We start from the raw sequence: 24747 nt of genomic DNA on the forward strand, positions 1-24747 counted from the left end.
AAAAGCCTTGATAATCTGATGATTGTCGAGGCTTTCTTGTTTTTGTATCTGTTCGTACGGGTAGGGCTGTGCGGGCGGGGGAATACGATTCTGCGGGGAAAATACGTTCTTATATACAAGGGCGGAAGATGCGGGCGGTGCGGGAACCCCGGCTGACCGCAGACGGGAAATGTCAATTTTTTTACTATCTTTGTGACGGATTCCGTATGGCGGCCGTCGTTTTTTTGCTGTGAGGCCGCCGATTCTTGCCGGCTCGCCTGTGGGCGGCAGTTTTTGATATTTGCCCGGAGGAATGCCCTTTTCCCGGGAATATCGTCCGAATGCGGAGGAATTTGCAGGGGAGCCTGCGGTTCCGGGTGTATCTGTGATTTTATTGCGCCGTGCCCTTTTTATCGTACGCTGACGACCGTACCGGGGACATTGCCGCCCGCATCCGAAAATTATAACGAAAAAATAAACGATAGTGCTTATGAAACAAAGGAAAATGCTTTCATTCACGCTTTACCAGCTCGGGCTGTTTTTCCGCCAGGAGCTGCCGGGACTTGTTGCCCAGGCCGATGCGAGCCGCGATGCCGGGGAGTTCCGGGCCCGGCTCGAAGAGTTCGTCGCCCGGCATGCGGCGGCGCAGGGCGAGGCGGCGGAACAGATCCGCCTGCTGATCGGCTACGACGGGCGGGAGGTGAGCGAACTTTCGACCGGTGAGCAGATGCCCGTGCGGACGCTGGAATTGCTGTGGCAGTTCCTCACGGGGCGGCTGGAGAACCCGGAGATGCGTTGCGACCTGTTCATCGACCTGTTTTTCCAGTTCAAGCGCCTTGAGGGGCTGGAGTTGCAGCCGCTCACGCCGCAGCGCGTCCGTATCCGCAGCGATCGCTGGCCAACGGGGCTCGATCCCGAGGTGGCGGAGGTGCGCGCCCAGAACAGGGAGCGTATGCTCCACCTCTTGGTGCAGAAGATCGAGAACCGCAAGTCGACCCCTTCGCGGTTCCGTTTCGAGGAGGGGATGACCTACGAGGATAAATACCGTCAGGTAGGCGTCTGGTGGGGCGATTTCCGGTTCCACCTGGCGATGGCCGTGAAGAGCCCTTCGGAGTTGAACCGGTTTCTGGGCAACTCGCTCTCGGCGGAGACCATGTACCTGCTGTCGAAGGCCCGCAAAAAGGGGATGCCGTTCTTCGCCACGCCCTATTACCTCTCGCTGCTGGACATCACCGGCAAAGCGTACGACGACGAGGCGATCCGCAGCTATATCCTCTATTCGCCGCAGCTGGTCGAGACCTACGGGAATATCCGCGCCTGGGAGAAGGAGGACGTTGTCGAGGCCGGAAAACCCAATGCGGCCGGGTGGCTGCTGCCCGACGGGCACAATATCCACCGCCGTTATCCCGAAGTGGCGATCCTGATCCCCGATACGATGGGGCGTGCCTGCGGCGGGTTGTGCGCCTCGTGCCAGCGGATGTACGACTTTCAGAGCGAACGGCTCAATTTCGAGTTCGAGAGCCTGCGCCCCAAGGAGAGCTGGGATCACAAACTGCGCCGCCTGATGGCTTATTTCGAGGAGGACACGCAGCTGCGCGACATCCTCATCACGGGCGGCGACGCCCTGATGAGCCAGAACAAGACGCTGCGCAATATCCTCGAGGCGGTCTACCGCATGGCCTGCCGCAAGCGCAAGGCCAACCAGGCGCGTCCCGACGGTGAAAAATATGCCGAGTTGCAGCGCGTGCGGCTGGGGTCGCGCCTGCCGGCTTACCTGCCGATGCGCATCGACGACCAGCTGGTGGAGGTGCTGAAGGAGTTCCGGGAGAAGGCCTCGGCCGTCGGCGTGAAGCAGTTCGTCATCCAGACGCATTTCCAGTCGCCGCTGGAGGTGACGCCCGAGGCGCGGGAGGCTATCCGGAAGATACTTTCCGCCGGGTGGCTCATCACCAACCAGCTGGTATATACCGTCGCGGCATCGCGCCGCGGGCATACCACCCGGCTGAGGCAGGTGCTCAACTCGCTGGGCGTGGTCTGTTACTATACCTTCTCGGTGAAGGGCTTCGGCGAAAACTACACCGTCTTCACGCCCAACAGCCGCTCGATGCAGGAGCAGCAGGAAGAGAAGCTCTTCGGGCGGATGACCGCTGAGCAGACCGCGGAACTGGATGCGGCGCTGACCGGCGAGGGCGACACGGCCGGGCGCATCCGCCGCTTCATGAAGAAACACCGGCTGCCGTTCCTGGCCACCGACCGCAGTGTGCTGAACCTGCCGGCCATCGGCAAGAGCATGACCTTCCGGCTGGTGGGCATCACGGCCGAGGGGAAGCGTATCCTGCGTTTCGACCACGACCGTACGCGCCGCCACAGCCCGATCATCGACCGTATGGGCGAGATCTACATCGTGGAGAACAAGTCGGTGGCGGCCTATCTGCGCCAGTTGGAGAAGATGGGCGAGGACGCGGAGGATTACGCCAGCATCTGGGGTTACACGCACGGTCAGACCGAGCCGCGTTTCGGGCTGTACGTCTACCCCGACTTCCCGTTCGGGGTGACCGACCGGGTGAGCAATCTGGAGCTGGAGTAGTTGCCGGTGGAAAAAGCAGGGGCCCGGCCGGATGCGCTCCGCCGGGCCCCGATATATTTGGATATATCAGAAATTCTTATTATCTTTGTGTAAAGTATAACAGGGCCGGTCGAAGAAGGATCACTGACAAGGATCGGGCCGGAAGAACAGCACCCGAATTATGAAACCGTCCGAACGATTGCAGTCGCTCGATGCCCTGAGGGGGTTCGACATGCTCTTTATCATGGGGTTCGCCTCGCTCGTCGTCGCCGTGTGCGGCTTGTGGCCCAACGCTGTGACCGACAGCATTGCCAGCCAGATGGGGCATGCCAGCTGGGACGGCTTCACCCACCACGATACGATCTTTCCGCTGTTCCTCTTCATTGCCGGGGTGAGCTTCCCCTTTTCGCTTTCCAAGCAGCGTTCGCTGGGGTTGCCGACCGGGACGATCTATGCAAAGATCGTCCGCCGCGCGCTGACGCTGGTGTTGTTGGGGGTGGTTTACAACGGGTTGTTCAGGCTCGATTTCGAAAACCTGCGTATTGCCAGCGTACTGGGGCGTATCGGCCTTGCATGGGGCATAGCCGCGGTGCTGTACCTCAATTTCGGGGTGAAGGCGCGCATTGCGATCGCTGCAGCCATACTGGTCGGTTACGGCCTGTTGTCGGCGCTGGTGGCGGCACCCGACGTCGCGGGCGCAGGGCCATTGACCCGGGAGGGTTGCCTGGCAGGGTATGTCGACCGGCTGCTGTTGCCGGGTAAGTTGTACGGCAAGACATTCGACCCCGAGGGGCTGCTGAGTACGGTGCCCGCCGTGGTGACGGCCATGCTGGGCATGTTTACGGGGGAATTCGTGCGGCGGCAGGACTTGTCGGGCGGCCGCAAGGCGTCGTGGATGATTGCGGCGGCCGTGGCGCTGCTGGTCGCAGGGCTGGCTTTCAACGGGGTGGTGCCTGTGAACAAATCGCTGTGGTCGAGCACGTTCGTATGTGTCGTGGCTGCCTATTCGCTGGCGATGTTCGCCCTGTTCTACTACCTGATCGACGTCAGGGGATGGCGCCGCTGGACGCTCTTCTTCCGCGTCGTGGGACTCAATTCGATCACGATCTATCTGGCCCAGCGTATCGTGGGCTTCGGGCGCATATCCGATTTCTTCCTCGGGGGCGTGGCGTCGAAATGCCCGGAGGCGCTTGCCGCCGTGGTCGACAGTGCCGGCTATGTGGCCGTCTGCTGGCTGTTTCTCTATTTCCTTTACAGAAAGAACGTCTTTCTGAAGGTGTAGCCTGCGGATTCCGTCAGGTGCTGCGCGCAGGCGCGGCTGGCGCGGAGTTTGCTTCACGCCCAACCGATTGTATAATAAAAAATCATTGCTATGAATAAGACGATTCACCGCGCACAGACGCGCGGACACGCCAACCATGGTTGGCTCGATACCTACCATACGTTCAGTTTTGCCGGATATTACGACCCCCGGCGAATCCATTTCGGCGCCCTGCGGGTGCTCAACGACGATACGGTCGCCCCGGGCGAAGGATTCGGGACGCATCCCCACGATAACATGGAGATCGTGTCGATTGCGCTCGAAGGTGCGCTTCGGCACGGCGACAGCATGGGGAACATGCAGGAGCTGCGCCCGGGCGAGATCCAAGTCATGTCGGCCGGGACGGGCATTACGCACAGCGAAATGAACGCCAGCGACACGGAGCCCGTGAAATTCCTGCAGATATGGGTGTTGACCGATGCGGAGAACCATACGCCGCGTTACAACCAGATCCGGCTGGCGCCGGCAAAGCGTAACGAATTGAGGACGATCGTGGCCCCCGAAGGCCGCGGTGGCGAAAACACGGGCTGGCTCCATCAGGATGCCTGGTTCTCGACGCTCGACCTGGACAAGGGGCATGACGTTGAATACCGGATGCATACGCCCGGGAACGGGGCCTATGTCTTCGTGATCGAAGGGCTGGTCGAGGTGGACGGCGAAGTGCTCGGCCGCCGCGACGGCATGGGGGTCTGGGATACCGACGGGTTCCGCATCGAGGCTTCGGCCGACGCACAGGTGCTCGTGATCGAGGTGCCGATGCGGTAACGGGCGGATATATAGGTGAAAGCCTGCTGGTTTCCAGCAGGCTTTTTTTATTGCCGCCGTGCCGCACCGGCCGGGCGGAAACGGAAATCCCCTTCCGCCCGGCCGAAGACTGTGTATTTTTCGTATCTTTGTTTGCCGGTTCCGGTAAAATATCGTTGAATTCGTAAATGAGATACGCTATGAAAAATTATTTCGTCGCACTCGCCTTCATGGCGGTGTTACTGCCTGTGGCCTGTGCCTGCGGCACGCCCGAACCCGCCCGCAGCGGGGACGGGGATCCCCTGCCCGGGAACCCCGGGGCAAAGAGCTACAAGAACCCGGTTTTCAGGGAATTCCTCGTGGCCGACCCCACGGTAATACGCGCCGAGGACGGGAATTTCTACCTCTATGCGACCGAGAGCGGAAAGAACAACATCCCCATCCTGCGCTCGTCCGACCTGGTGAACTGGACGAAGGTCGGCGAGGTCTTTACGGCGGAGAACCATCCGCAGATAACCGACAAGGCCGGGGCCAACCTCTGGGCGCCGGACATCAACAAGATCGGCGACAGGTATGTGCTGTATTATTCCCAGCCGGGGGAGAACAACAAGCACGCCATCGGCGTGGCGTCGGGCCCCTCGCCTGTCGGGCCCTTTACCGACCACGGGAAACTGATCGGCAGCGACGAGATCGGGGTCGATATTTCGATCGACCAGTTCTACATCGAGGAGGACGGACACAAGTACATGTTCTGGGGAAGTTTCCGGGGCATCTGGGCGATTGAACTTGCGGACGACGGGTTATCGCTCAAACCCGGGGCCGGGAAGCGTAAGATCGCCGGCGACCAGTACGAGGGCACCTACATCCACAAGCGGGACGGATACTATTACCTGATCGTCTCGACGGGCGATTTCATGAAGGATTACCATGTGGTCGTCGGCCGCAGCCGGTCGCTGATGGGGCCTTATGTCGATCGTGCGGGACGCGACATGCTCGGCGTGCACCACGAACTGGTCGTGGGCAACGGCAACGGGTTTGTCGCCCCGGGGCACAATGCGGAATTCGTTACCGACGACAAGGGGCAGGACTGGATGCTGTACCATACCCGGCTCGAGGTGGGCGGGCCGCGTTACCTGATTCTCGACCGGATCGAATGGAATGACGGGTGGCCCGAGGTGCGCGGGCACGTACCCGCCCGGAGTGCCGAAGCTCCCGTTTTCGAGTAGCCCGGCTGGCAGGCCGTGCGATGTCCGTGCGTGCGGCGTCCATGCCTGTGACCTGTCTGCGCCGTCCGTACCTGCGACCTGCCTGCGGCATCGCGGTTGACGCGGCCGGGGCAGGCGTATTGCCGGCAGGAAGAGAGAATCCCGGCGGGATCCCACATGGGTTCCCGCCGGGATTTTTACGGATCGGACAGCCCCCCCCGGATCAGAACTCCGAGGTGAAGTGGAAGCGGATGTCCTTGAAATTCTCCTGCGCCAGCGCCAGCCCGTAGCTCGTGTCGGCGAGGAAGACGTCGCGGCCGTGCTTGTCGACGGCCATGTTGGTGTGCTTGCGGCGCTTGAAATCGGCCAGCTGCGCGGCGTTGTCGCTCTCGATCCAGCAGGCTTTGTAGATCGAGATCGGCTCCCAGCGGCAGGCGGCGTTGTATTCGTGTTCGAGTCGGTACTGGATGACTTCGAACTGGAGCGCCCCGACCGTGCCGATGATCTTGCGGCCGTTGAGCGAGGATACGAACAGCTGCGCCACGCCTTCGTCCATCAGTTGGTCGACGCCCTTGGCGAGCTGCTTGAATTTCAGCGGGTCGGCGTTCTCGATGTAGCGGAACTGCTCGGGGGCGAACGACGGGATGCCCGTGAATTTGAGCTTCTCGCCCTCGGTGAAGGTGTCGCCGATCTTGAAGTTGCCCGTGTCGTGCAGGCCGACGATGTCGCCCGGGTAGGCGAAGTCGATGACCGATTTCTTTTCGGCCATGAAGGCCGTCGGCGAGGAGAACTTGAGCTGCTTGCCGCTGCGCACGTGCAGGTAGTTATGGTTGCGCTCGAACGTCCCGGAGCAGATTTTCAGGAAGGCGATGCGGTCGCGGTGGTTGGGATCCATGTTGGCGTGGATCTTGAACACGAAGCCCGTCATCTTCGGCTCGGCGGGCTCCACGGTGCGGGTCGCGGTGGGCGCCGGGCGCGGCGAGGGGGCGATGCGGACGAAGCATTCGAGCAGTTCGCGCACGCCGAAGTTGTTGACCGCCGAGCCGAAGAACACGGGGGCCAGCTCGCCGCGCAGGTAGGCCTCGCGGTCGAACTCGTCGTAGACGCCTTCGACCAGCTCGACGTCCGAGCGCAGCTGTTCGGCGAATTTCGCTCCGATGTAGCTGTCCAGCTCCGGCGACGCGAGGTCGGAAATCTCGGCGGTCTGGGCGTCGGCGGTGAGTTTTTCGTCCGACGTGAAAAGCGAGAGGTTCTTTTCGTAGAGGTTGTAGACCCCGCGGAACGTGGGGCCGTTCGAAATGGGGAAGGCCAGCGGCCGCACGCGGATGCGCAGTTCCTTTTCCACCTCGTCCAGCAGGTCGAAAGGCTCCTTGGAGGGGCGGTCGAGTTTGTTGATGAAGACGATCACCGGCGTCGAACGCATACGGCACACCTCCATCAGTTTGCGGGTTTGCGACTCGACGCCCTTGGCGCCGTCGATGACGATGATGACCGAATCGACGGCCGTCAGCGTGCGGTAGGTGTCTTCGGCGAAGTCCTCGTGGCCCGGGGTGTCGAGGATGTTGATCTTGGTGCCCTTGTATTCGAAGCCCATCACGGCCGTGGCGACCGAGATGCCGCGCTGGCGCTCGATCTCCATGAAGTCCGACGTGGCGCCTTTCTTGATCTTGTTGCTTTTGACCGCCCCGGCGACGTGGATGGCACCGCCGAAGAGCAGCAGCTTCTCGGTGAGGGTGGTTTTACCCGCGTCGGGGTGGGCGATGACCGCGAAGGTGCGGCGGCGTGTGATTTCTTCCTGTAATGTCATGTATTTGTTCGAATGTTTCTGCCGGGATCCGGCGCAGCCGGTGCCGGCGACTGCTGTTGCCACGGCTTCGGGCCGTGTTTGCAAGCCTGGCCCGCCCCAAATCCCTCCCGGGGGAGAGGCTTGTCGCATGCGGCCGGAATATCTCGGTAATTTTAAACCTTTGTTATTCTTTCGGGTAGTCGGCGTTGTAGTGGCAGCCGACCGACTCCTTGATCTCGCGGCCCTGTTTGATTACCAGGTAGGCTACGGCGATCATGTTGCGCAGCTCGCACAATTCGCGGTTGGGCTTGGTCTTGTTATAGAGCTCCTCGGTCTCCTGCCAGAGTATCTCGAGGCGGCGCATGGCGCGTTTGAGCGAGAGGTTCGAGCGGACGATGCCCACGTAGTTGGACAGGATGGTCTGCATCTCGCGCTTGGACTGGATGATCATCAGCATCTCCTCGGTGTGCTGCGTGCCTTCGAAGTCCCAGTCGGGGATGCCCTCCTGGATGTCGACCTTGGGGAGCAGCGACGCAGCGTGGCGTGCGGCCTGGTCGGCATAGACCACCGCTTCGATCAGCGAGTTGGAAGCGAGGCGGTTGGCTCCGTGCAGCCCCGTGCAGGAGGTTTCGCCCAGCGCGTAGAGGTGCCTGATCGAGGTCTCGCCGTTGGTGTCGACCTTCACCCCGCCGCAGCAGTAGTGCGCCGCGGGCGTCACGGGAATCCAGTCGCGGGTGATGTCGATGCCGATCGAAAGGCATTTTTCGTAGATGTTGGGGAAGTGGCTGCGGATGGCTCCGGGGTCTTTGTGCGTGACGTCGAGGTAGACGAAGTCCGAGCCCCGCTTGGTCATTTCGCGGTAGATGGCGCGGGCCACCACGTCGCGCGGCGCCAGCGATTTCATCGGGTGGTATTTGTCCATGAACTCCTCGCCGGAAGGCAGGCGCAGGATGGCACCGAAACCGCGCATGGCTTCCGTAATGAGGAAGTTGGGTTTCTCGCCGGGGTTGTAGAGCGTCGTGGGGTGGAACTGGATGAACTCCATGTTCTCGGTGATGGCCTTGGCGCGGTGGCACATGGCGATGCCGTCGCCCGTGGCGACGACCGGGTTGGAGGTCGTGGAGTAGATATTGCCGCAGCCGCCCGTGGCGACGACGGTGAACTTGGCGAGCATGGTCTCGATCTCGTTGGTAGCGAGGTTGAGCACATAGGCGCCGAAGCAGGCCAGCCCGCGCGTATGGCGCGTGACGAATTCGCCCAGGTGGTGCTGCGTCAAGAGGTCGATGGCGAAATGGTGTTCCAGCACCGTGATGCCGGGGTGCCGGCGAACCGACTCGACCAGCGCCCGTTCGATCTCGGCGCCCGTGAGGTCTTCGTGGTGGAGGATGCGGGGTTCGGTATGCCCGCCCTCGCGGTTCAACTCGAAACGTCCGTCGGGAGTCCTGTCGAAGCGCGTGCCCCATTCGATCAGGTCGCGGATCAGCTCCGGGGCCCGGCGCACGACCAGTCCGACGGCCTTTTCGTCGCATTTGCCGGCTCCGCAGACCAAGGTGTCATGGATATGTTTTTCGAATGTGTCCGGGGCGTAGGTCACCGAGCAGATGCCGCCTTGTGCAAAGTTGGTATTGCACTCGTTCATTTCGCCCTTCGTGACGATCGTGACATGCCCGTGGGCCGCGGCCTTGAGCGCGAACGAAAGGCCCGCTGCGCCGGAACCGATAACCAGAAAGTCGGTTTTCATAGTTTTGTGAGCAATTATGCGACGCAAAGTTATAAAAAATGCCCGGTAATCGGGCCTTCCGCCGGGAAAAACCTGTGCAAAAACAGGGCGATCCGCTGTGGATGCCCGTTTCTGTCGGCTATATTTCCCTCCGCAGCGGGCCATATCCGGATTTTTTCCTACTTTTGTCACGATACAACCCTGATTATTCTATGAAAAAATTGCTACTGGCCTTTGCCGCAGGCGTGTGTCTGTCCGCCTGCGCCACCCACGATCCAAAAATCTCGATCGTACCTTATCCCAACCACCTCGAACCCGGGCACGGGACGTTCGCCGTCAAGGGCGAAGGCGTCGTGTGCGACAGCCGTGCCGACGAGCGGACGCAGCGCGCCGTGGCGGAATTCGCCGCGCAGCTGGCGAAAACCTCCGGCGGGGAGAACCCCGTGACCGTCGCCGACGAGCTTCCCGCCTCGGGCATCCGCTTCGTCCTCGACCAAACGCTGCCGGAAGAGGGGTACCGGCTCGATGTCACCCCGAAGGGCGTCGAAGTCCGTGCGTCGCGTTTCCCCGGCTTTTTCTACGCCGTGCAGAGCCTGCGGCAGATGCTGCCCGCGGCGGTTTACGGGACGGAGCCTGCGCCCGGCGAGGAGTGGGTGCTGCCGTGTGTGAGCATCGAGGATGCCCCGCGTTTCGCTTACCGGGGCATGCACCTCGACGTGGCGCGCCATTTCTTTTCGGTCGAAGAGGTGAAACGCTACCTCGACGTGATGTCGATCCACAAGCTCAACCGCTTCCACTGGCACCTGACCGACGACCAGGGGTGGCGCATCGAGATCAAAAAGTACCCCGAGCTGACGACCGTGGGCAGCATCCGCAAGAAAACCATGATCCGCAAGGAGTGGGACAACTACGACAATACGCCCTACGGCGGTTATTATACGCAGGACGAGATCCGCGACATCGTGGCGTATGCGGCCGACCGCGCCATTACGGTGATCCCCGAGATAGACCTGCCGGGCCATATGCTTTCGGCGCTGACCGCTTACCCCGAGTTAGGCTGTACGGGCGGCCCGTATGAGGTGTGGGGCCGTTGGGGCGTGGCCGACGACGTGCTGTGCCCCGGGCAGGAGAAGACCTTCGAATTCCTGGAGGACGTGTTGGACGAGGTGGTCGGCCTGTTCCCGTCGGAGCTGATCCATATCGGCGGCGACGAGTGCCCGAAGGTGCGCTGGGAGAAATGCCCCCGCTGCCAGGCGCGTATCCGCCAGTTGGGGCTCAGGGACAAGGACGGCTATACGGCCGAACACTACCTGCAGGGGTACGTGACCGACCGCATCGGGAAATACCTGGCCGAACGCGGCCGGCGCATCATCGGCTGGGACGAGATACTCGAAGGACAGGCGCCGTCGGACGCCATCGTCATGTCGTGGCGCGGCAGCGCGGGCGGCATCAAGGCCGCGAAGCTCGGCCACGACGTGATCATGACCCCCAATTCGCATTTTTATTTCGACTACTACCAGTCGCCCGACGCCGATGCCGAACCCTTCGGGATCGGGGGCTGCGTGACCATCGACAAAGTCTATTCGTTCGACCCGATGGCCGATCTGACACCCGGGCAGCAGGCGCATATCCTCGGCGTGCAGGCAAACCTCTGGACGGAGTACATCGCTTCTGACGACCACCTGGAATACATGCTCCTGCCCCGTCTGGCGGCGCTGAGCGAGGTGCAGTGGTGCCAGCCCGGGGTGAAGGACTGGGTGCGTTTCCGCGACGGGTTCCGCATGGACAGGATTTATTCGCAGATGGGGTACGCATTCGCCAAACATATCTTCGGGATCAAGGGATCGTATGCCGTAGACCCGCAGAAGGGCGCCGTGGTGATGACCCTCACCACGCAGGGCGACGCTCCGATCCACTATACGCTCGACGGCTCGGAACCCACGGCCGCCAGCCCGCGTTACACGGGGCCGGTCGAGATCGGCAAGAGCGCCCGCTTCAGGGCGACGGCATTGCGCGAGGGCGGCGAGAACGCTTCCTATTCGCGGGAGTTCGCATTCAGCAAGTCGACGGGGCGCCCTGCGGTGCTCAATACCAAGCCCAACGACAGCTATACCTTCGAAGGGGCTTCGCTGCTGGTCGACGGTTACCACAGCCGCCCGGTCTTTACGAGCGGTGCCTGGCTGGGGTATCTGGACGAGCCGCTCGACGTGACCATCGACATGGGCGGGGAGCAGTCCTATCGGTCGGTGGAGCTGGAGACGCTCGCCGAGAAGGGCGACTGGATATTCCCGCCCTCGTCGGTTACGGTGTGGGTTTCGGACAACGGGACGGATTTTACCGAGGTGGCCTCGGTCACGGTGCCCGAAGCGAAAGCCGGGGATGCCGACGGCATCGGGCGTTACCGGATGCAGTTCCCCGAAACGTCGGCCCGTTACCTGAAGGTGGTCGCGCAGAATGCCGCTGCGATCCCGGCCTGGCACCCGGGCGCCGGCAGCAAGGGATTCCTGTTTGTGGACGAAATCGTGGTGGAATAATCGCGGCGGGTGCCCGCCGCAGTGTCCGGGACATTCGGGGCGTACCTGTGCGGCCTTCGGGGCGTTGCCCGGGTGGCCGGCAGGACGGATAGCCCGGGCGTTTGGATAAGTTTCGGCAGGGGCCGTGCGGTATTTTCGTACGGTTCCTGTCGTTTTGCAAGGGCGGTTTTTCGGGCGCAGGTGTCCGTCCGATTTAAAAAAAACGTACATTTGTGCCCATGATTGAACGACATATCGACATAAACCGATTCGACTACGACCTGCCCGACGGGCGGATCGCCAAATTCCCGCTTGCGGAGCGGAGCTCTTCGAAGCTGCTCGTGTACCGTGGCGGGGAGATCTCGGAGGCGCATTTCGCCGACATGGGCGACGTGCTGCCCGCCGGCCAGCTGCTGGTATTCAACAACACGAAGGTGATCCGGGCGCGGATCATCATGCACAAGCCTTCGGGGGCGCGGATCGAGGTTTTCTGCCTCGAGCCCCACGACCCGGCCGACTACGAGCGGGCGTTCGCCGTCACGGGAACCTGCCAATGGTCGTGCATCGTGGGCAACCTCAAGAAATGGAAGGAGGGCTATGTGGAGATCAATTTCGAGCATGAAGGCCGTCCGGAGCACCTGCGGGCATGGATTGCAGAGAACCGCGGCCGCGAACACACCGTGCGTTTCGAATGGTCGGCGGCGATGACCTTCGGACAGCTGCTCGAGTACCTCGGCCGGATCCCGATCCCGCCCTACCTGAACCGCGAGAGCGAGCTGATCGACTATACGCGCTACCAGACCGTCTATTCGAAATTCGAAGGGTCGGTGGCGGCGCCTACGGCGGGGCTGCACTTTACCCCGGAGCTGATCGAGGGGATGAAGGCGCGCGGCTTCGGGTTCGAGGAGGTGACGCTGCACGTCGGGGCGGGGACGTTCCTGCCCGTGAAGGACGAGGACGCTGCGAAGCATCCGATGCACACCGAGCATTTCGAGGTGCGGCGTGCGACCATCGTGGCGCTGCTTGCCAAGCCGGGCGCGGTCACGGCCGTGGGGACGACCTCGGTGCGGACGCTCGAATCGCTTCCGGCGCTGGCGTGGCGTATCCACACGGGGGTTCCGATCGACGGCCCGGGCCCCGTGGGGCAGTGGGAGTTGTACGACATTCCGGCGGATTACACGGGGCGCGATGCGCTGGAGGAGCTGCTCGCTTATATGGATGCGAGGGGGCTCGACCGGATCAAGGCCGCGACGCAAATCATGATCGCGCCGCTGGGGTACGAGTTCCGCATCGTGCGCAACATCATCACCAATTTCCACCAGCCGAAGTCGACGCTGCTGCTGCTGGTCTCGGCATTCGCGGGCGAAGACTGGCGGCGCATTTACGACTATGCGCTCTCGCATGATTTCCGTTTCCTGAGCTACGGCGACTCGTCGGTGCTGATGCGCTGACGGGACGGGTGCAGGACAGGGGCGGACGGATATACGAAAACAGCAAATCGGAGAATCATATGGCAATAGAACGGGTCAGGGCTTATCTGGAACAATACGGCGCTGCGGACAGGGTGCTGGAGTTCGGCGTGTCGAGCGCCACGGTCGAGCTGGCGGCGAAGGCACTGGGGTGCGAACCCGGCCGGATCGCCAAATCCCTGTCGTTCGGCGTCGGGGAGGGGTATATCGTGATCGTGACGGCCGGCGACTGTAAGATCGACAACGCGAAATACAAGGCGAAATTCCATGCCAAGGCCCGGATGCTGACCCCGCCGGAGGTGGAGGAGCATATCGGCCATGCCGTGGGCGGAGTCTGCCCGTTCGGGGTGAACGACGGGGTGGCGGTCTATCTGGACGAATCCCTCCGGAGGTTCGGAACCGTTTTCCCGGCATGCGGGAGCAGCAACAGCGCCATCGAACTCACGGTCGCGGAGCTGGAGCGGTATTCCCGGTGTGCGGAGTGGGTGGATGTCTGCAAAAGGATTGGACAATAGCGCCTCATGCGGCGATACGTCGGTTCGGCCACACTTCTATCCGCATAATGAAAGGCGGCATCCGATTCCCGGCGCCAACAAGAATATGGCTGTTCATCCGTTTCCCTTTATTTCGGTAATATCGGCAGATACATGTTCTCTTTTTTTGCATTTTTACTACCTTTGCAGAAGTTATTTTCAACATTGATTATTTATGAAAAAAGCCTTGCGTCCCAATGAACGAACCCTGATTTCCTTGCTGCGAAAGATCTTGGCCGCATTGGGCAAAACCGTCGTTGCACTCATACTGATCGCTCTTTTGGCAGTCTTTGTGACAAGTGTAAGCCCCATATACGATTTCAGCGAACCCAAACCATTCAGCGGCCCTGACATTTTCAATCCCTACAAGCGGGCTGGGGAAGACTCGGCATTTTGTTGGAAAAGGGCCAACTTCCACACGCATACGCGTGTGAAGGGCATCCTGAACGAATGCGAGTATTGGCCCGCCCAAACCGATGAAGCCTACCGGAAATTCGGATATGACATCGTAACATTCTCGAATCACAATGAACTGACCGTACATCCGTACGACTCCTTGTTGCAGGTCAATGTCTATGAGCACGGCATCAATCTGTTCAAGTATCACAAACTGGTGTTCGGATGCGATGAAGTCAACCGCTTCGACCATTTGATTCCGCTTTTCGCTTCCCAAAAACAATTCCAGTTGGATATGCTCGGGGAAGAGTCCGATTTCATCCAGATGAACCATCCCCTGAGAACGACGGGCACGTCGAAAAGCCACATGCAGAAACTCGGCGGTTACAGGATCATGGAACTCGACAGCGGAAAGAGCACCGAAAACGAATATTGGGACTGGGCCCTCAGTGCCGGGCATTACAGTTTCGGGCTGGCCAACGACGACCTGCACTATCCCGATAAGTCCAGCCGTATCGCCGTAAGGTGCAATTTCCTATGTTGTCCGTCGGCGAGGTATGAAGACATAAAGGAAACGCTTCTCGGAGGGTGCTATTATGCGATGCGCGTTCCCGACTACGGACATGGGGACTGGGAGGTGAAATACGCCAAAAACAGGGAACTGCCGTCGGTAGAGAAGATCGGCCTCGACGGCGAAACGATCTACATCGCCTTGTCGCGCCAGGCGGACAGTATCAAGGTGACGGGGCAGGATCACACCACCCTGTCGCTGGCCCGAAACTCGTCCGAGGCCAGCTATACCATGACCGGCGACGACCCCTATGCACGCATTACCGCCTATTTCCCCGACGGCGAGGTGATCTACACCAATCCGTTCGCACGATACGATGCTTCCGAAATGGAAACCCCGTATACGGTTCCGTCGCATACGGTGAACATCCCGTTGACAATCCTTTTCAACTTTATGCTTCTTGTCCTGTGCGCGGGAGTGATCCTTACATTTTATAAAACAGTTATCAAATGGTAAAGCCTCTGAAAGAAAAGACCAACCTCACCCGCATATCTTCGGTACTCAGCCTGTTTACGCTCGTGGCGTTCCACTGGCCGTTCTTCCGGCTGGTGCTCGGCAACATCGAAGGGGGCTTCAATGGCGTATTGATCACCGGAGGGCTGGGCGTGCTGATGTTCGCGCTCAATTTTCTCGTCTATTACCTCGTGCTCTTTCTCGGGCGCTTCGTCGGAAAGTGCATCCTTGCCTTCACATTCATAGGCAATGCCATAAGCCTCTATTTCATAAATACATACCAGGTGCTCATCACGGACAAGATGATGGGGAACGTATTCAACACCCGGTATTCGGAGGCTTCCGGATTCTTCTCATGGTCTGCCGTATGGTATCTCCTCTTCTTGGGGGTGGTTCCATGCATCTACATTTTTGCAAGGCGGTTCGACTACGGAAGCTGGAAGCGTTTTTTCGCCCGCACGGGCATCGCATTGGCGGTTTCTTTGGCCATAGCGCTGATCAATATGCAAAACTGGCCGTGGATCGACCGCAACGCGCCCAAGCTCGGCAGTCTGGTCATGCCGTGGTCGTATACGGTCAATTCCGTACGCTACTATAATTCCGTAAAGAAGCAGAACCGGAAAGAGATTCCCCTGCCCGACGCGAAGATCGTTTCCGACAGCAAGGATGTATGCGTGCTGATAATAGGAGAATCCGCCAGAAGGGAGAATTTCTCATTATACGGATACGGCAAGCCGACCAATCCGCTTCTGGAGAAAGACAGTGTGACCGCACTGATTGCAGATGCGGCTGCGACCTATACCACGGCAGGCGTGAAGGCCATTCTCGACCATAAGCCGTCCAACAAACTTTACGAAATCCTTCCGAACTATCTCAACCGCAGCGGCGTGGATGTGGTATGGCGCAGCAACAATTGGGGAGAGCCTCCCGTACACATCGACAAATTCTACAAGATAAAGGATATCAAATCATTGCACCCGGAAGCCGACGACAGGTACGACGGCATTCTGCTCGCAGGCCTCCGCGAAGAGATACTCTCCGGGAGCAAGGACAAGATGCTCGTCGTACTCCATACCAGCACGAGCCACGGCCCCACGTACTATAAGAAATACCCGCCGGAGTTCGAGGTGTTCAGCCCCGTATGCACTACGGTGGAGATGTCCAAAGCGGATCCGAAGGAGCTGATGAATGCCTACGACAACACCATCGTCTACACGGATTATCTCATTCATTCCGTAATAGAAATTCTTCGCGGGATTCCCCAAAGGCGCAGTTGCGTGATCTTCGTATCCGACCACGGAGAGTCCCTCGGCGAAGGGAATCTGTATATGCACGGCGTGCCCATACTTGTCGCGCCGAAGGAACAGATCGAGATCCCGTTCATCGTGTGGACATCGGATGAAGCGCTGGAAATAGATCCGGAGAAAAAGGTCGGGCAGTACCATGTCTTTCACAGCGTCCTGTCGTTCCTCGGGATCGACAGCCCTGTCTATGACGAATCGTTGGATATTTTCAGGCAGCCCGAAAAAGATAAAAACTAAAGCGTGGAATCTTTCGTGCGGGCAACCGTCCGACAGAAATCGCTCGATATGTGATATTTACATATCGAGCGGTTTTTTAATGTGCCCCGAGCCGGGCGAACAGTTCCAGGTGTGCGTCGACATAGCGGGCGAGCGTTTCGGTCACCTCCTCTTCCATTTCGCCGAACTCCTCCTCCAGTTCGTCGAACGCTTCGTACTGCTCGTACATGGCCATGAACTCCTCGTCGGTGCGCTCCCTTTCGAGGTCTTCGCGGTGGGCGTCGTAGATTTTTTTCGCGGCGTATACCAGTTTCGAGAACCGTTCCGCGCCCCACAGGCGCATTACCCTGGCGAACGGGTTGCCGAAGATGTAGGCCCCGTAACCGTTCTGGATAAGCTGGCAGAACCCGCCTTCGGTCACTTCGTCGCGGAAGATCCGGTAGGCAAGCAGCGAATGCTGTTCGCCGTTGAGCCGGGAGATCGTCTCGGCCGTGGGGTCGCCGCCGAGAGCCTCGCGGTATTTGTCGGTAAAGGCCCGGAGGAATGCGTCCATCCCTTCGGCGGCAGCCGCCTGCAGGGCCGTGTCTGTAATTTCGATCAAAGTCGTCGTCGTTTTTAGTCCGTAGTATTTTCGGGAGCCTCCCCGGAGGGCGTGTTATGCTTCCGGTTCGGGGGTGTAGCTGCGCAGGGCGAGTTTCTTGACCCAGACCACGAAGCCGCCCGTGAGGATGAGGTTCAGCACCAGCGTGAGCACCGAGATGATGAGCGCCGGGCCGCCGAGGCTGTATCCGAGGGCGATGAAGATTACGCCTGCGCCCACTTCGCCGCGGGTGAACATGCCGATCGAGAGCGCCAGGCGCTCGCTGACCTTGCGGTCGCGGTAGAAGAAGAGCGGCACAAGCTTGCCCAGGTTCGAAAGCACGGATACCGCCACGACATGCAGGAGGAGGGTGCCCCACGGCATCATGGGCTGCGATCCCGTGACCGAAGCGGCGGCCGCGGTGTCGGCCGGGGCGCCCGTGACGAGCGGCATGCTGAGGCCTACCAGCAGCATGAAGAGAAACGATATGCCGGTGGAGACGCGTTGCTCCGCAGGTGTGTCGATGTGCTTGTGTTTCATGAGCATGCCCACGACGAAAGCCGGGAGCAGCACTTCGATATGGATGCTGTTTTCGGGGCCGTAGAGCTTCGCCGTGGCGATGTAGACCGCCTGCGTCAGGGCGCAGACCACGACGGCCAGCCCGAGGATGGTTTTCCAGTCCTGCCGTACGTTCCACCGCGCCTGCCAGCGCCAGCCGGCGGCCAGCAGCACGACGACGATGGCGATGATGGCGAACATCTGCCATTTGAGGCCGATCATCAGGATTTGCAGGGGGATCATCAGCAGGATGGTGTCCAGGTCGTCGAAAATCGCCAGCACCTGTATCTTTTTGTATATCCAGCTTTTTTTGAGGCTCAGCGCCGCGAGCATCGTGAAGAGGATGCCGGCCGAGGTCGGGGCTGCGAAACGGCTCAGCAGCAGGTTTTCCTTCCAGGCTTCGCCGCTGCCCCACAGCGGGGGCGGCAGCAGGACGAAAATATAGTAGAGTACGATGAGTATCCAGGGCAGCGCCGCGGTGGCCATGGCGATGAAGTAGTCGGCCGTGTAGGAGCGCCAGCGGGATTTGTCGATCTCGAATTCGCGCCCCACGTTGATCATGATGAACCCCAGGCAGACGTAAAGCAGGGTGTCGGAGCAGGCTTTGAAGCTTGCGTATCCTGCACCGAGCGCCCCCGGGAGGAGTTGGGAGATGACGAGTCCCAGCATCAGGAACAAGGAGAAGGAGAGGACTTTTCGCATTAATTGATAGTTGTTTAGGGGTATATGGGGTGCATTCGGGGGCAAAGATAATAATTTATGGGATTCCCCCGAAACCCGAGGCACCGTTCGTGAAAAAAATAACAATTAGGAAACCTCAATTCACAATTATTTTGTACCTTTGCGGTGCAAAAAAGGAAGTCATTATTTCAAACCATAAATTCAAACGTTTACAACTATGCAGATTGTAGAGATTCACGCAAGGGAAATCCTCGACTCGCGAGGCAATCCGACCATCGAGGTCGAAGTTCGCACCGTTTCGGGTGCATTCGGACGCGCAGCCGTTCCGAGCGGCGCATCGACGGGCGAGCACGAAGCGCTCGAGCTCCGCGACGGCGACAAGGGCCGTTACCTGGGCAAGGGCGTACTGAACGCCGTCAAGAATGTCAACGAGGTGATCGCCCCGGCCATCATCGGCATGAACGTTGCCGACCAGGTGGGTATCGACAAGGCCATGATCGCGCTCGACGGTACGCCTACCAAGTCGAAGCTCGGCGCAAACGCCATCCTCGGCGTGTCGCTGGCCGTTGCACGTGCCGCTGCCGACTATTTCGGCATGCCGCTCTACCGCTATATCGGCGGCGCGAACGCCAAGACGCTGCCCGTCCCGATGATGAACATCATCAACGGCGGTTCGCACTCGGACGCCCCGATCGCATTCCAGGAGTTCATGATCCGTCCCGTGGGTGCCCCCACGTTCAAGGAGGCTATCCGCATGGGCGCCGAGGTATTCCACAACCTGAAGAAGGTGCTCCACAAGCGCAACCTTTCGACGGCGGTCGGTGACGAGGGCGGTTTCGCTCCCGCGCTGAACGGTACGGAGGACGCTATCGAGTCGATCCTCGAGGCAATCAAGATGGCCGGTTACAAGCCCGGCCGCAAATGCGAAGGCGGTGACGTGTCGATCGGCATAGACTGCGCTTCGTCGGAGTTCTACGCCGACGGCGTGTACGACTACACCAAGTTCGAAGGCGAGAAGGGTGCCAAGCGCAGCTCGAAGGAGCAGGTAGAGTACCTCAAGTCGCTCGTAGCGAAATACCCCATCGACTCGATCGAGGACGGTATGTCGGAGAACGACTGGGAAGGCTGGCAGCTGCTGACCGCCGAGATCGGCGACAAATGCCAGCTCGTGGGCGACGACCTGTTCGTGACCAACGTAGATTTCCTGAAGAAGGGTATCGAGACCGGCTGCGCCAACTCGATCCTGATCAAGGTAAACCAGATCGGTACGCTGACCGAGACGCTCGACGCCATCGAGATGGCCCACCGTGCAGGTTACACGTCGGTTACGTCGCACCGTTCGGGCGAGACCGAGGATTCGACGATCGCAGACATCGCCGTGGCAACCAACTCGGGTCAGATCAAGACCGGTTCGGCATCGCGTTCGGATCGTATGGCCAAGTACAACCAGCTGCTGCGCATCGAGGAGGAGCTCGGTGACGAGGCGATCTACGGTTACACGAAGGTCTACCGCAAGTAATTTGCGACGGGCGGCCGCTCGTGCCGCATGATTTTCCCCGGGTGGCATCGCCGCCCGGGGATTTTTTTGCCCCGGCAGGGCAGCCCTCGGGGGCGGGGACGGGGGATTCCGCCGCCGTTTTGCAGGGCCGGAAACGGGCGAAGCCTGTGTCGCAAGGTGCGGCACAGGCTTCGCGTCCCTTCGGGCGGTATCCCGGTGCGGGCGGTTATTCGTCGGACTGTTCGACGAAGAACTCCTGCCCGCCGTTTTCATCGTCCTTGACGACGATGCTGCCGTCGGCATTGATGAAATAGAAGTAGAGTTCTTCGATCACGGCGTCGGACGGAAGGCCGAAGAAATCCTTCGGGTAGAGGTATTTCTCGAAACGGGAGCTGATCAGTTCCATGCGGTTGCGCGGGACTGCGGCCGAGACCTCGGCTTTCTGCCCGCCGTCATGGATTGCCGTGCCGCAGAGATATACCTCCCCGGCGTCTTTTAGTGCCGTGCCTCCGTGCGAGAAGGTGATGCCGAAGACGTCGCCGTAGCGGAATACCGAGGGCGTGGTGGTAAACACCTGGTTGTAGGTTTCGATGGGCTTGAATGCCTCGGCGAAACGCTGTTCGTCGCGTTTGAGGCCGAACGTGTCGTAGCAATACGAGTAACCCAGTTCGCAGGTCAGGGGAACGGCGCCGGTCTTCATTTTGATCCTGACGTCGGCATGTACGTCGGCGGTCTCGACCTCCTGTCCGTCCACTTCGATCTTGTCGTCGAATATGAAGGTGGTCGACGAACGCCATACGACCCACTCCATTGCCGTTTGGGGGTCGTTGCCGCCGCGGCCGATGACGCTCATGAAGGAGTCCGCCCACGAAAGACCGTTCTTGGGGTCTTTCTCCTCTGCGGGCATCAGGGTGAGTTGTTCGTTCACGACTTCGGGCTGGTGCTGGATCGCGTTGTAGTCCTTGGTGGTCAAATAGAGCGTGGCATTGTCGCGGAGGTTCCATGCCTTGGGGGCCAATACGGCGAATACGACCTTTCCCGAGCCGTCTTCGCCCGGCGAGACCCGGAGCTGGGCCGTCACTTCGATTTCCGAGTCGGTCAGGGCCCGGCCCGGCTGGATGATGCCGTCGAATTCGAGGCAGGCGACTACGAGCAGCGGCAGCGCGGCGATGCACGCCGCGGAGAGTATTTTATGTTTGTTGAGTTTTTTCATGGTCGGGGAATTTTAGAGGCTCTTGAATTTGTATTTGTATGTCAGGAGTTTGCTGTCCAGTTGGAACTGGGTCGTAAAGCCGTCCGCGTCGAAGGTGGCGATGACCGTGTCCGAACCTTTGACCCGCAGCACGTTGGGGATGACGTTGCTGTCCAGCACACACTGGATGGGGCCTTCGGACAGCGCTTCGGGGAACGGTACGAAAGGGATGTCGCCGTTGTCGAACGTGACGGTGGTTGCGAGCGGCGACACGTTGAGCGTCATGCGCAGCGAAGGGAAATAGTCCAGTTTGCCGTAGATGTCGGTGCCGTTCGGATTCTCGGGCGCGCACAGCAGCACCTTGTCGAGCCGGTAGGCGACGGTGTAGGTGTCGGGGTCGTCTCCTTCGGGCGGCGTGTTGTCGTCCGGCTTTTCGACCGGGATGTAGGGGAGGGTTGTCTCTTCGTCGCATCCGGAGAATGCGCACACGAAGAGCGCGGCGGTAAGGATGATTGCGTATTTTTTCATAAAATGATGGGTTTATTAGCTGTTCGGTTGAATCGGATGTTTCGGGTCGGCGGGCCGATCCGGTGTGCAACGGGGGAATTCCGGTGTCTGTTCATTGCGTCATAGGCAAAAGCGGTTTTTAGGGTTCGTTTATGGGTCGGTGGCGGTTTTTCGTATCGTCGGCTGGTTTTCGTCCGTACGTGTTTTTTTCGGTCATCGCCCTTCGTTTTGCGGGGCGAGGTCGAAGACCAGCCGGTGGCGGCCGCTTGCGATCTTCGTCCCGGGCGATTGCGGGGCCAGCCTGCGGCCGTCGAGCCGCCCCCGGCAGGCGCCGGCGGGTGTGATCGCCGTGGCCGTGACGCCCGGGGGCAGGGTGACGTCGATCCGGAGTTCGCCGTCCGCGATCTCCCAGCCCAGGTCGATCCGGCCATAGGGGGTTTCCTTGCCGATCCGGCACCACTCAACCCCTTCGGGAATCTGGGGGTCGATGAATACATGCTCGTAGCCGGGGTGGCTGCTGTCCGTGCGCAGGCCGCCGAGGGCCTGGTAGAACCACGTGCCGATGCCGTTGTAGCAGTTGTGCACGCGACTGCGTTCGCCGCTCCAATACTCCCAGGTGGCCGTCGCACCGTGGTCGATCATATGCAGGTAGCCCGGGTAGCCGCGCTGCTTGAGCATCCGGTAGATGAATTCGGGGTTGTGCGATCTGACCGCCCAGCGGGTGATGACCGGTACGCCGACCAGTCCGCCGCCGATATGATCCTTCATCACGTCGTGCGTCGATCGGAAAAGCCGTTGTTCCACGCCGGCGCGGAGCGAATCGGGCGTGGCGCCCACCAGCATCGGGTAGGTCATGTCGAGCTGCGAGCCGGTGGCGTAAGTTTGCGTCGCCGGGTCGTAGAACCGGGCGTGGATCGTGCGGTTGAGCGCCTCGCGCCGCGCTTCGAATGCGGCCGCCTCGTCGTCGTGCCCCGTGAGCCGGGCCATCTGTGCCATCCTGGCGTAGCAGTCGCTGACAAAGCAGTTGTTTACCAGCGACACCGAAGCCTCGCTGCCTGTGTCGACCCCGTGCGGGGCGAGCCAGTCGCCGAGGAACCACTCCCGGTAAGGCGTGTCGGGCCAGCGGGTCAGCAAGCCGTCTTTCATGTACCGTTCGACATAGCCCATCCATTCCCGCATGGCAGGGTAGTGGCGGTCGACCAGCGTCCGGTCGCCGTAGTTGAGCCACGTTTGCCAGGGGGCCATGACGATGAACCCGCACCAGTAGGGGCCGCCGCCTCCCGCACCGGCGTTGGGGGCTACGTGCGGCAGGCTGCCCCCGGGGCGCATGGCGTCGTCCCATGCCTGCACCCAGTTGCGGTAGAGCGGGGCCGCACCGCAGAGGGTTTGCAGGATCTCGGTGGAAGAGTTACCGTCGCCGCCGTATCCGGCGCGTTCGAGGTGGGGGCAGTCGACCATGTACCCGTTGTAGGCCAGGCAGCGCAGCGTGTGCGCGATCATGTCGTGGATGGCGTTCAGGTCGCTATCCGACGAAGTGAACGTCGCTTCGGGCCGGTAGTCGGTGTGGATGGCGAGCGCCCGGAAATCCTCCCGGCGGGGCCTCTGCGCCAGTCCGCGCACCTCGGCGTAACGGAAAGCATGGTGGTTGAACTTGTTGCAGAACCGCTCCCGGCCGTCGCCGCGGGCGATGTAGGTGTCGCGCTGCCGCTGGTCGATGAGGTTGCCGTCGCCGTCCGTCTCGTCGCTGTATTCGATCTCGACGCGCGCCCCGTCCGGAAGTCCCGAGAAATGAGCCTCCAGCCAGCCGGTGACGACCTTGCCGAAGTCGATCCGCCATACGCCGGGTGCCGCCTCGTCCAGCACGCGGGCGGTCAGCCGCTCCTGGATGCGGTCGGGCTCGACCATTTGCGGCGTCGCCCGGTGCCCGGGCTTCCGGGCCGTGATTACCGGCTGCCATGCCAGCGCGTCCAGGTCGGAGGGGGACATCGAGCGCGGGTTGCGCCGGGCGTCGATCTCTTCGCCTCCGAAGTCGAGGGCGTTCCACGACCCCGTGTCGCGGTAGCCGCTCAGCGCGGCACGCCATGCGGTGTCCGTGCGGCAGACGGTCTGCCAGGTGTTTGCGGTGCCTATGTCCAGTTGTGCCCGCACAAGCGGTTCGGTGTAGGGTTCGTCGGGCTGCCAGCGTCCGAACGTGCCGCGCTTGTACCAACCCTGCCCGAGCCAGATCACCAGCTCGTTGTCGCCTTCGAGCAGGTAGGGACGGACATCGTAGGTCACCCACAGCGAGCGTTTGTCGAGCTGCGAGAGGGCGGGGGCGAGGCAGGCGTCGCCGACTTTGCGGCCGTTGACCCATATTTCGTGGTATCCCAGCGAATTGACGTGCAGCAACGCTTCGTCTCCGCATGCCGGGAGGGTGAATGCCCGGCGCAGGAGCACGGCCGTGGCGCCCGATTCCGCGCAGCCGATGAATTCACCCGAGACGGATGCCGGGTCGGTCAGGCCGATGCCGAAGCGGGCGACGGGGGAGACGGCTTTCCGGTTGCCCTTTTCGGTGCGGGCGGTGACGCGCCACCAGCATTGCGTCCGGGCCGTCAGCGGAAGCCCCTCGTAGGCGACTCCCACCGAACGCTTCGACCGTACCCAGCCCGAGTCCCACAAGTCGGCGTCCCCGGCCAGCAGCCGCAGGCTGTCCGAGGCAACCTCGATCCGGTAGCTGCGCTGGGCATCGTCCTGGCGCCCGGAGCGGAGCTGCCACCCGAAGCGGGGTGTCGCCGTGTCGATGGCGAGCGGATCGGTCAGCCCTTCGCAGGTCAGCCGCCGCAGGCAGGGCTTTGCGCCGTGCCCGGCATTGCCGGCCGGACCGGCCGCCAGGAGGCAGGTGCCGGAAAGGAGCCCGGGCAGCAGGAGCAGGTATAGCAGGGTTCTTTTCATGGGTTCGAAATTTTGCGCTGTCGT

The 24747-nt window shown here is 60.9% G+C and carries 17 protein-coding genes; 10 read left to right on the top strand and 7 right to left on the bottom strand.

Going from position 1 to position 24747, the window contains the following annotated elements:
- Positions 1 to 469 precede the first annotated feature (469 nt).
- From NQ559_RS09020 to NQ559_RS09035, 4 genes are all read left to right on the top strand, one after another.
- Entirely contained in the window at positions 470 to 2566 is a 2097-nt protein-coding gene (locus NQ559_RS09020; RefSeq protein ID WP_018694606.1) for a KamA family radical SAM protein, read from the top strand.
- A gap of 160 nt (positions 2567 to 2726) precedes the next feature.
- Positions 2727 to 3827, top strand: coding sequence for an acyltransferase family protein (locus NQ559_RS09025; RefSeq protein ID WP_018694607.1), 1101 nt, complete (start codon positions 2727 to 2729; stop codon positions 3825 to 3827).
- A 90-nt stretch (positions 3828 to 3917) separates the two neighbouring features.
- Positions 3918 to 4631 carry a pirin family protein gene (locus NQ559_RS09030; protein WP_018694608.1) on the top strand — a complete coding sequence of 238 codons (714 nt, stop codon included), beginning with the start codon at positions 3918 to 3920 and terminating at the stop codon, positions 4629 to 4631.
- A 179-nt stretch (positions 4632 to 4810) separates the two neighbouring features.
- Entirely contained in the window at positions 4811 to 5836 is a 1026-nt protein-coding gene (locus NQ559_RS09035; protein WP_018694609.1) for a family 43 glycosylhydrolase, read from the top strand.
- A 202-nt stretch (positions 5837 to 6038) separates the two neighbouring features.
- On the opposite strand, the gene NQ559_RS09040 is transcribed toward NQ559_RS09035, so the two are convergent.
- Both NQ559_RS09040 and nadB read right to left on the bottom strand, forming a co-directional pair.
- Complete coding sequence (locus NQ559_RS09040; protein ID WP_022332025.1) at positions 6039 to 7622, bottom strand: peptide chain release factor 3; 1584 nt, start codon at positions 7620 to 7622, stop codon at positions 6039 to 6041.
- A gap of 163 nt (positions 7623 to 7785) precedes the next feature.
- Entirely contained in the window at positions 7786 to 9342 is a 1557-nt protein-coding gene (nadB, locus tag NQ559_RS09045; RefSeq protein ID WP_018694611.1) for an L-aspartate oxidase, read from the bottom strand.
- Positions 9343 to 9533: 191 nt separating this feature from the next.
- Between nadB and NQ559_RS09050 the strand changes: the two genes are divergently transcribed.
- The 5 genes from NQ559_RS09050 (at position 9534) to eptA (ending at position 16797) form a co-directional block, all read left to right on the top strand.
- Positions 9534 to 11855 (top strand): glycoside hydrolase family 20 protein, encoded by a 2322-nt coding sequence (locus tag NQ559_RS09050; RefSeq protein ID WP_026318149.1) that lies wholly within the window; start codon positions 9534 to 9536, stop codon positions 11853 to 11855.
- 218 nt (positions 11856 to 12073) lie between these two features.
- Positions 12074 to 13285, top strand: coding sequence for an S-adenosylmethionine:tRNA ribosyltransferase-isomerase (locus tag NQ559_RS09055; RefSeq protein ID WP_018694613.1), 1212 nt, complete (start codon positions 12074 to 12076; stop codon positions 13283 to 13285).
- A 59-nt stretch (positions 13286 to 13344) separates the two neighbouring features.
- Positions 13345 to 13818: a YbaK/EbsC family protein gene (locus tag NQ559_RS09060; RefSeq protein ID WP_018694614.1), complete on the top strand. Its 474-nt coding sequence runs from the start codon at positions 13345 to 13347 to the stop codon at positions 13816 to 13818.
- 193 nt (positions 13819 to 14011) lie between these two features.
- Positions 14012 to 15259, top strand: a complete 1248-nt coding sequence (locus NQ559_RS09065) for a hypothetical protein (protein WP_154653977.1) — start codon at positions 14012 to 14014, stop codon at positions 15257 to 15259.
- The gene (gene eptA, locus NQ559_RS09070) at positions 15253 to 16797 is read left to right on the top strand and encodes a phosphoethanolamine--lipid A transferase EptA (protein WP_018694616.1); all 1545 of its coding nucleotides are present in this window, start codon (positions 15253 to 15255) and stop codon (positions 16795 to 16797) included. Before NQ559_RS09065 ends, eptA begins: the two co-directional genes overlap by 7 nt.
- 76 nt (positions 16798 to 16873) lie before the next feature.
- On the opposite strand, the gene NQ559_RS09075 is transcribed toward eptA, so the two are convergent.
- Together NQ559_RS09075 and NQ559_RS09080 are read right to left on the bottom strand one after the other, a co-directional pair.
- Complete coding sequence (locus NQ559_RS09075) at positions 16874 to 17377, bottom strand: DMP19 family protein (protein WP_018694617.1); 504 nt, start codon at positions 17375 to 17377, stop codon at positions 16874 to 16876.
- Between the two features lie 54 nt (positions 17378 to 17431).
- Positions 17432 to 18616: a cation:proton antiporter gene (locus NQ559_RS09080; protein ID WP_026318152.1), complete on the bottom strand. Its 1185-nt coding sequence runs from the start codon at positions 18614 to 18616 to the stop codon at positions 17432 to 17434.
- A 196-nt stretch (positions 18617 to 18812) separates the two neighbouring features.
- Here NQ559_RS09080 and eno point away from each other — a divergent pair, with 196 nt between their 5' ends.
- Entirely contained in the window at positions 18813 to 20114 is a 1302-nt protein-coding gene (gene eno / locus NQ559_RS09085) for a phosphopyruvate hydratase (RefSeq protein ID WP_018694619.1), read from the top strand.
- A 205-nt stretch (positions 20115 to 20319) separates the two neighbouring features.
- Here eno and NQ559_RS09090 read toward each other — a convergent pair whose 3' ends face one another.
- From NQ559_RS09090 to NQ559_RS09100, 3 genes are all read right to left on the bottom strand, one after another.
- On the bottom strand, positions 20320 to 21306 hold the full coding sequence (locus tag NQ559_RS09090) for a DUF4961 domain-containing protein (protein WP_018694620.1): 987 nt from the start codon (positions 21304 to 21306) through the stop codon (positions 20320 to 20322).
- Positions 21307 to 21318: 12 nt separating this feature from the next.
- The gene (locus tag NQ559_RS09095) at positions 21319 to 21813 is read right to left on the bottom strand and encodes a hypothetical protein (RefSeq protein WP_018694621.1); all 495 of its coding nucleotides are present in this window, start codon (positions 21811 to 21813) and stop codon (positions 21319 to 21321) included.
- A gap of 192 nt (positions 21814 to 22005) precedes the next feature.
- Positions 22006 to 24723 carry an alpha-L-rhamnosidase gene (locus NQ559_RS09100; protein WP_018694622.1) on the bottom strand — a complete coding sequence of 906 codons (2718 nt, stop codon included), beginning with the start codon at positions 24721 to 24723 and terminating at the stop codon, positions 22006 to 22008.
- Positions 24724 to 24747 lie beyond the last annotated feature (24 nt).

Source organism: Alistipes onderdonkii (assembly GCF_025145285.1).
GTDB classification, from domain to species: domain Bacteria; phylum Bacteroidota; class Bacteroidia; order Bacteroidales; family Rikenellaceae; genus Alistipes; species Alistipes onderdonkii.

Excerpts from the sequence above, each read along its gene's own strand:
- NQ559_RS09030 (WP_018694608.1), top strand. The coding sequence starts at position 3,918 with ATGAATAAGACGATTCACCGCGCACAGACGCGCGGACACGCCAACCAT.
- eptA (WP_018694616.1), top strand. The coding sequence starts at position 15,253 with ATGGTAAAGCCTCTGAAAGAAAAGACCAACCTCACCCGCATATCTTCG.
- NQ559_RS09065 (WP_154653977.1), top strand. The coding sequence starts at position 14,012 with ATGAAAAAAGCCTTGCGTCCCAATGAACGAACCCTGATTTCCTTGCTG.
- NQ559_RS09090 (WP_018694620.1), bottom strand. The coding sequence starts at position 21,306 with ATGAAAAAACTCAACAAACATAAAATACTCTCCGCGGCGTGCATCGCC.
- NQ559_RS09040 (WP_022332025.1), bottom strand. The coding sequence starts at position 7,622 with ATGACATTACAGGAAGAAATCACACGCCGCCGCACCTTCGCGGTCATC.
- NQ559_RS09055 (WP_018694613.1), top strand. The coding sequence starts at position 12,074 with ATGATTGAACGACATATCGACATAAACCGATTCGACTACGACCTGCCC.
- nadB (WP_018694611.1), bottom strand. The coding sequence starts at position 9,342 with ATGAAAACCGACTTTCTGGTTATCGGTTCCGGCGCAGCGGGCCTTTCG.
- NQ559_RS09080 (WP_026318152.1), bottom strand. The coding sequence starts at position 18,616 with ATGCGAAAAGTCCTCTCCTTCTCCTTGTTCCTGATGCTGGGACTCGTC.
- NQ559_RS09020 (WP_018694606.1), top strand. The coding sequence starts at position 470 with ATGAAACAAAGGAAAATGCTTTCATTCACGCTTTACCAGCTCGGGCTG.
- NQ559_RS09025 (WP_018694607.1), top strand. The coding sequence starts at position 2,727 with ATGAAACCGTCCGAACGATTGCAGTCGCTCGATGCCCTGAGGGGGTTC.
- NQ559_RS09035 (WP_018694609.1), top strand. The coding sequence starts at position 4,811 with ATGAAAAATTATTTCGTCGCACTCGCCTTCATGGCGGTGTTACTGCCT.
- NQ559_RS09050 (WP_026318149.1), top strand. The coding sequence starts at position 9,534 with ATGAAAAAATTGCTACTGGCCTTTGCCGCAGGCGTGTGTCTGTCCGCC.
- NQ559_RS09060 (WP_018694614.1), top strand. The coding sequence starts at position 13,345 with ATGGCAATAGAACGGGTCAGGGCTTATCTGGAACAATACGGCGCTGCG.
- NQ559_RS09095 (WP_018694621.1), bottom strand. The coding sequence starts at position 21,813 with ATGAAAAAATACGCAATCATCCTTACCGCCGCGCTCTTCGTGTGCGCA.
- NQ559_RS09100 (WP_018694622.1), bottom strand. The coding sequence starts at position 24,723 with ATGAAAAGAACCCTGCTATACCTGCTCCTGCTGCCCGGGCTCCTTTCC.
- eno (WP_018694619.1), top strand. The coding sequence starts at position 18,813 with ATGCAGATTGTAGAGATTCACGCAAGGGAAATCCTCGACTCGCGAGGC.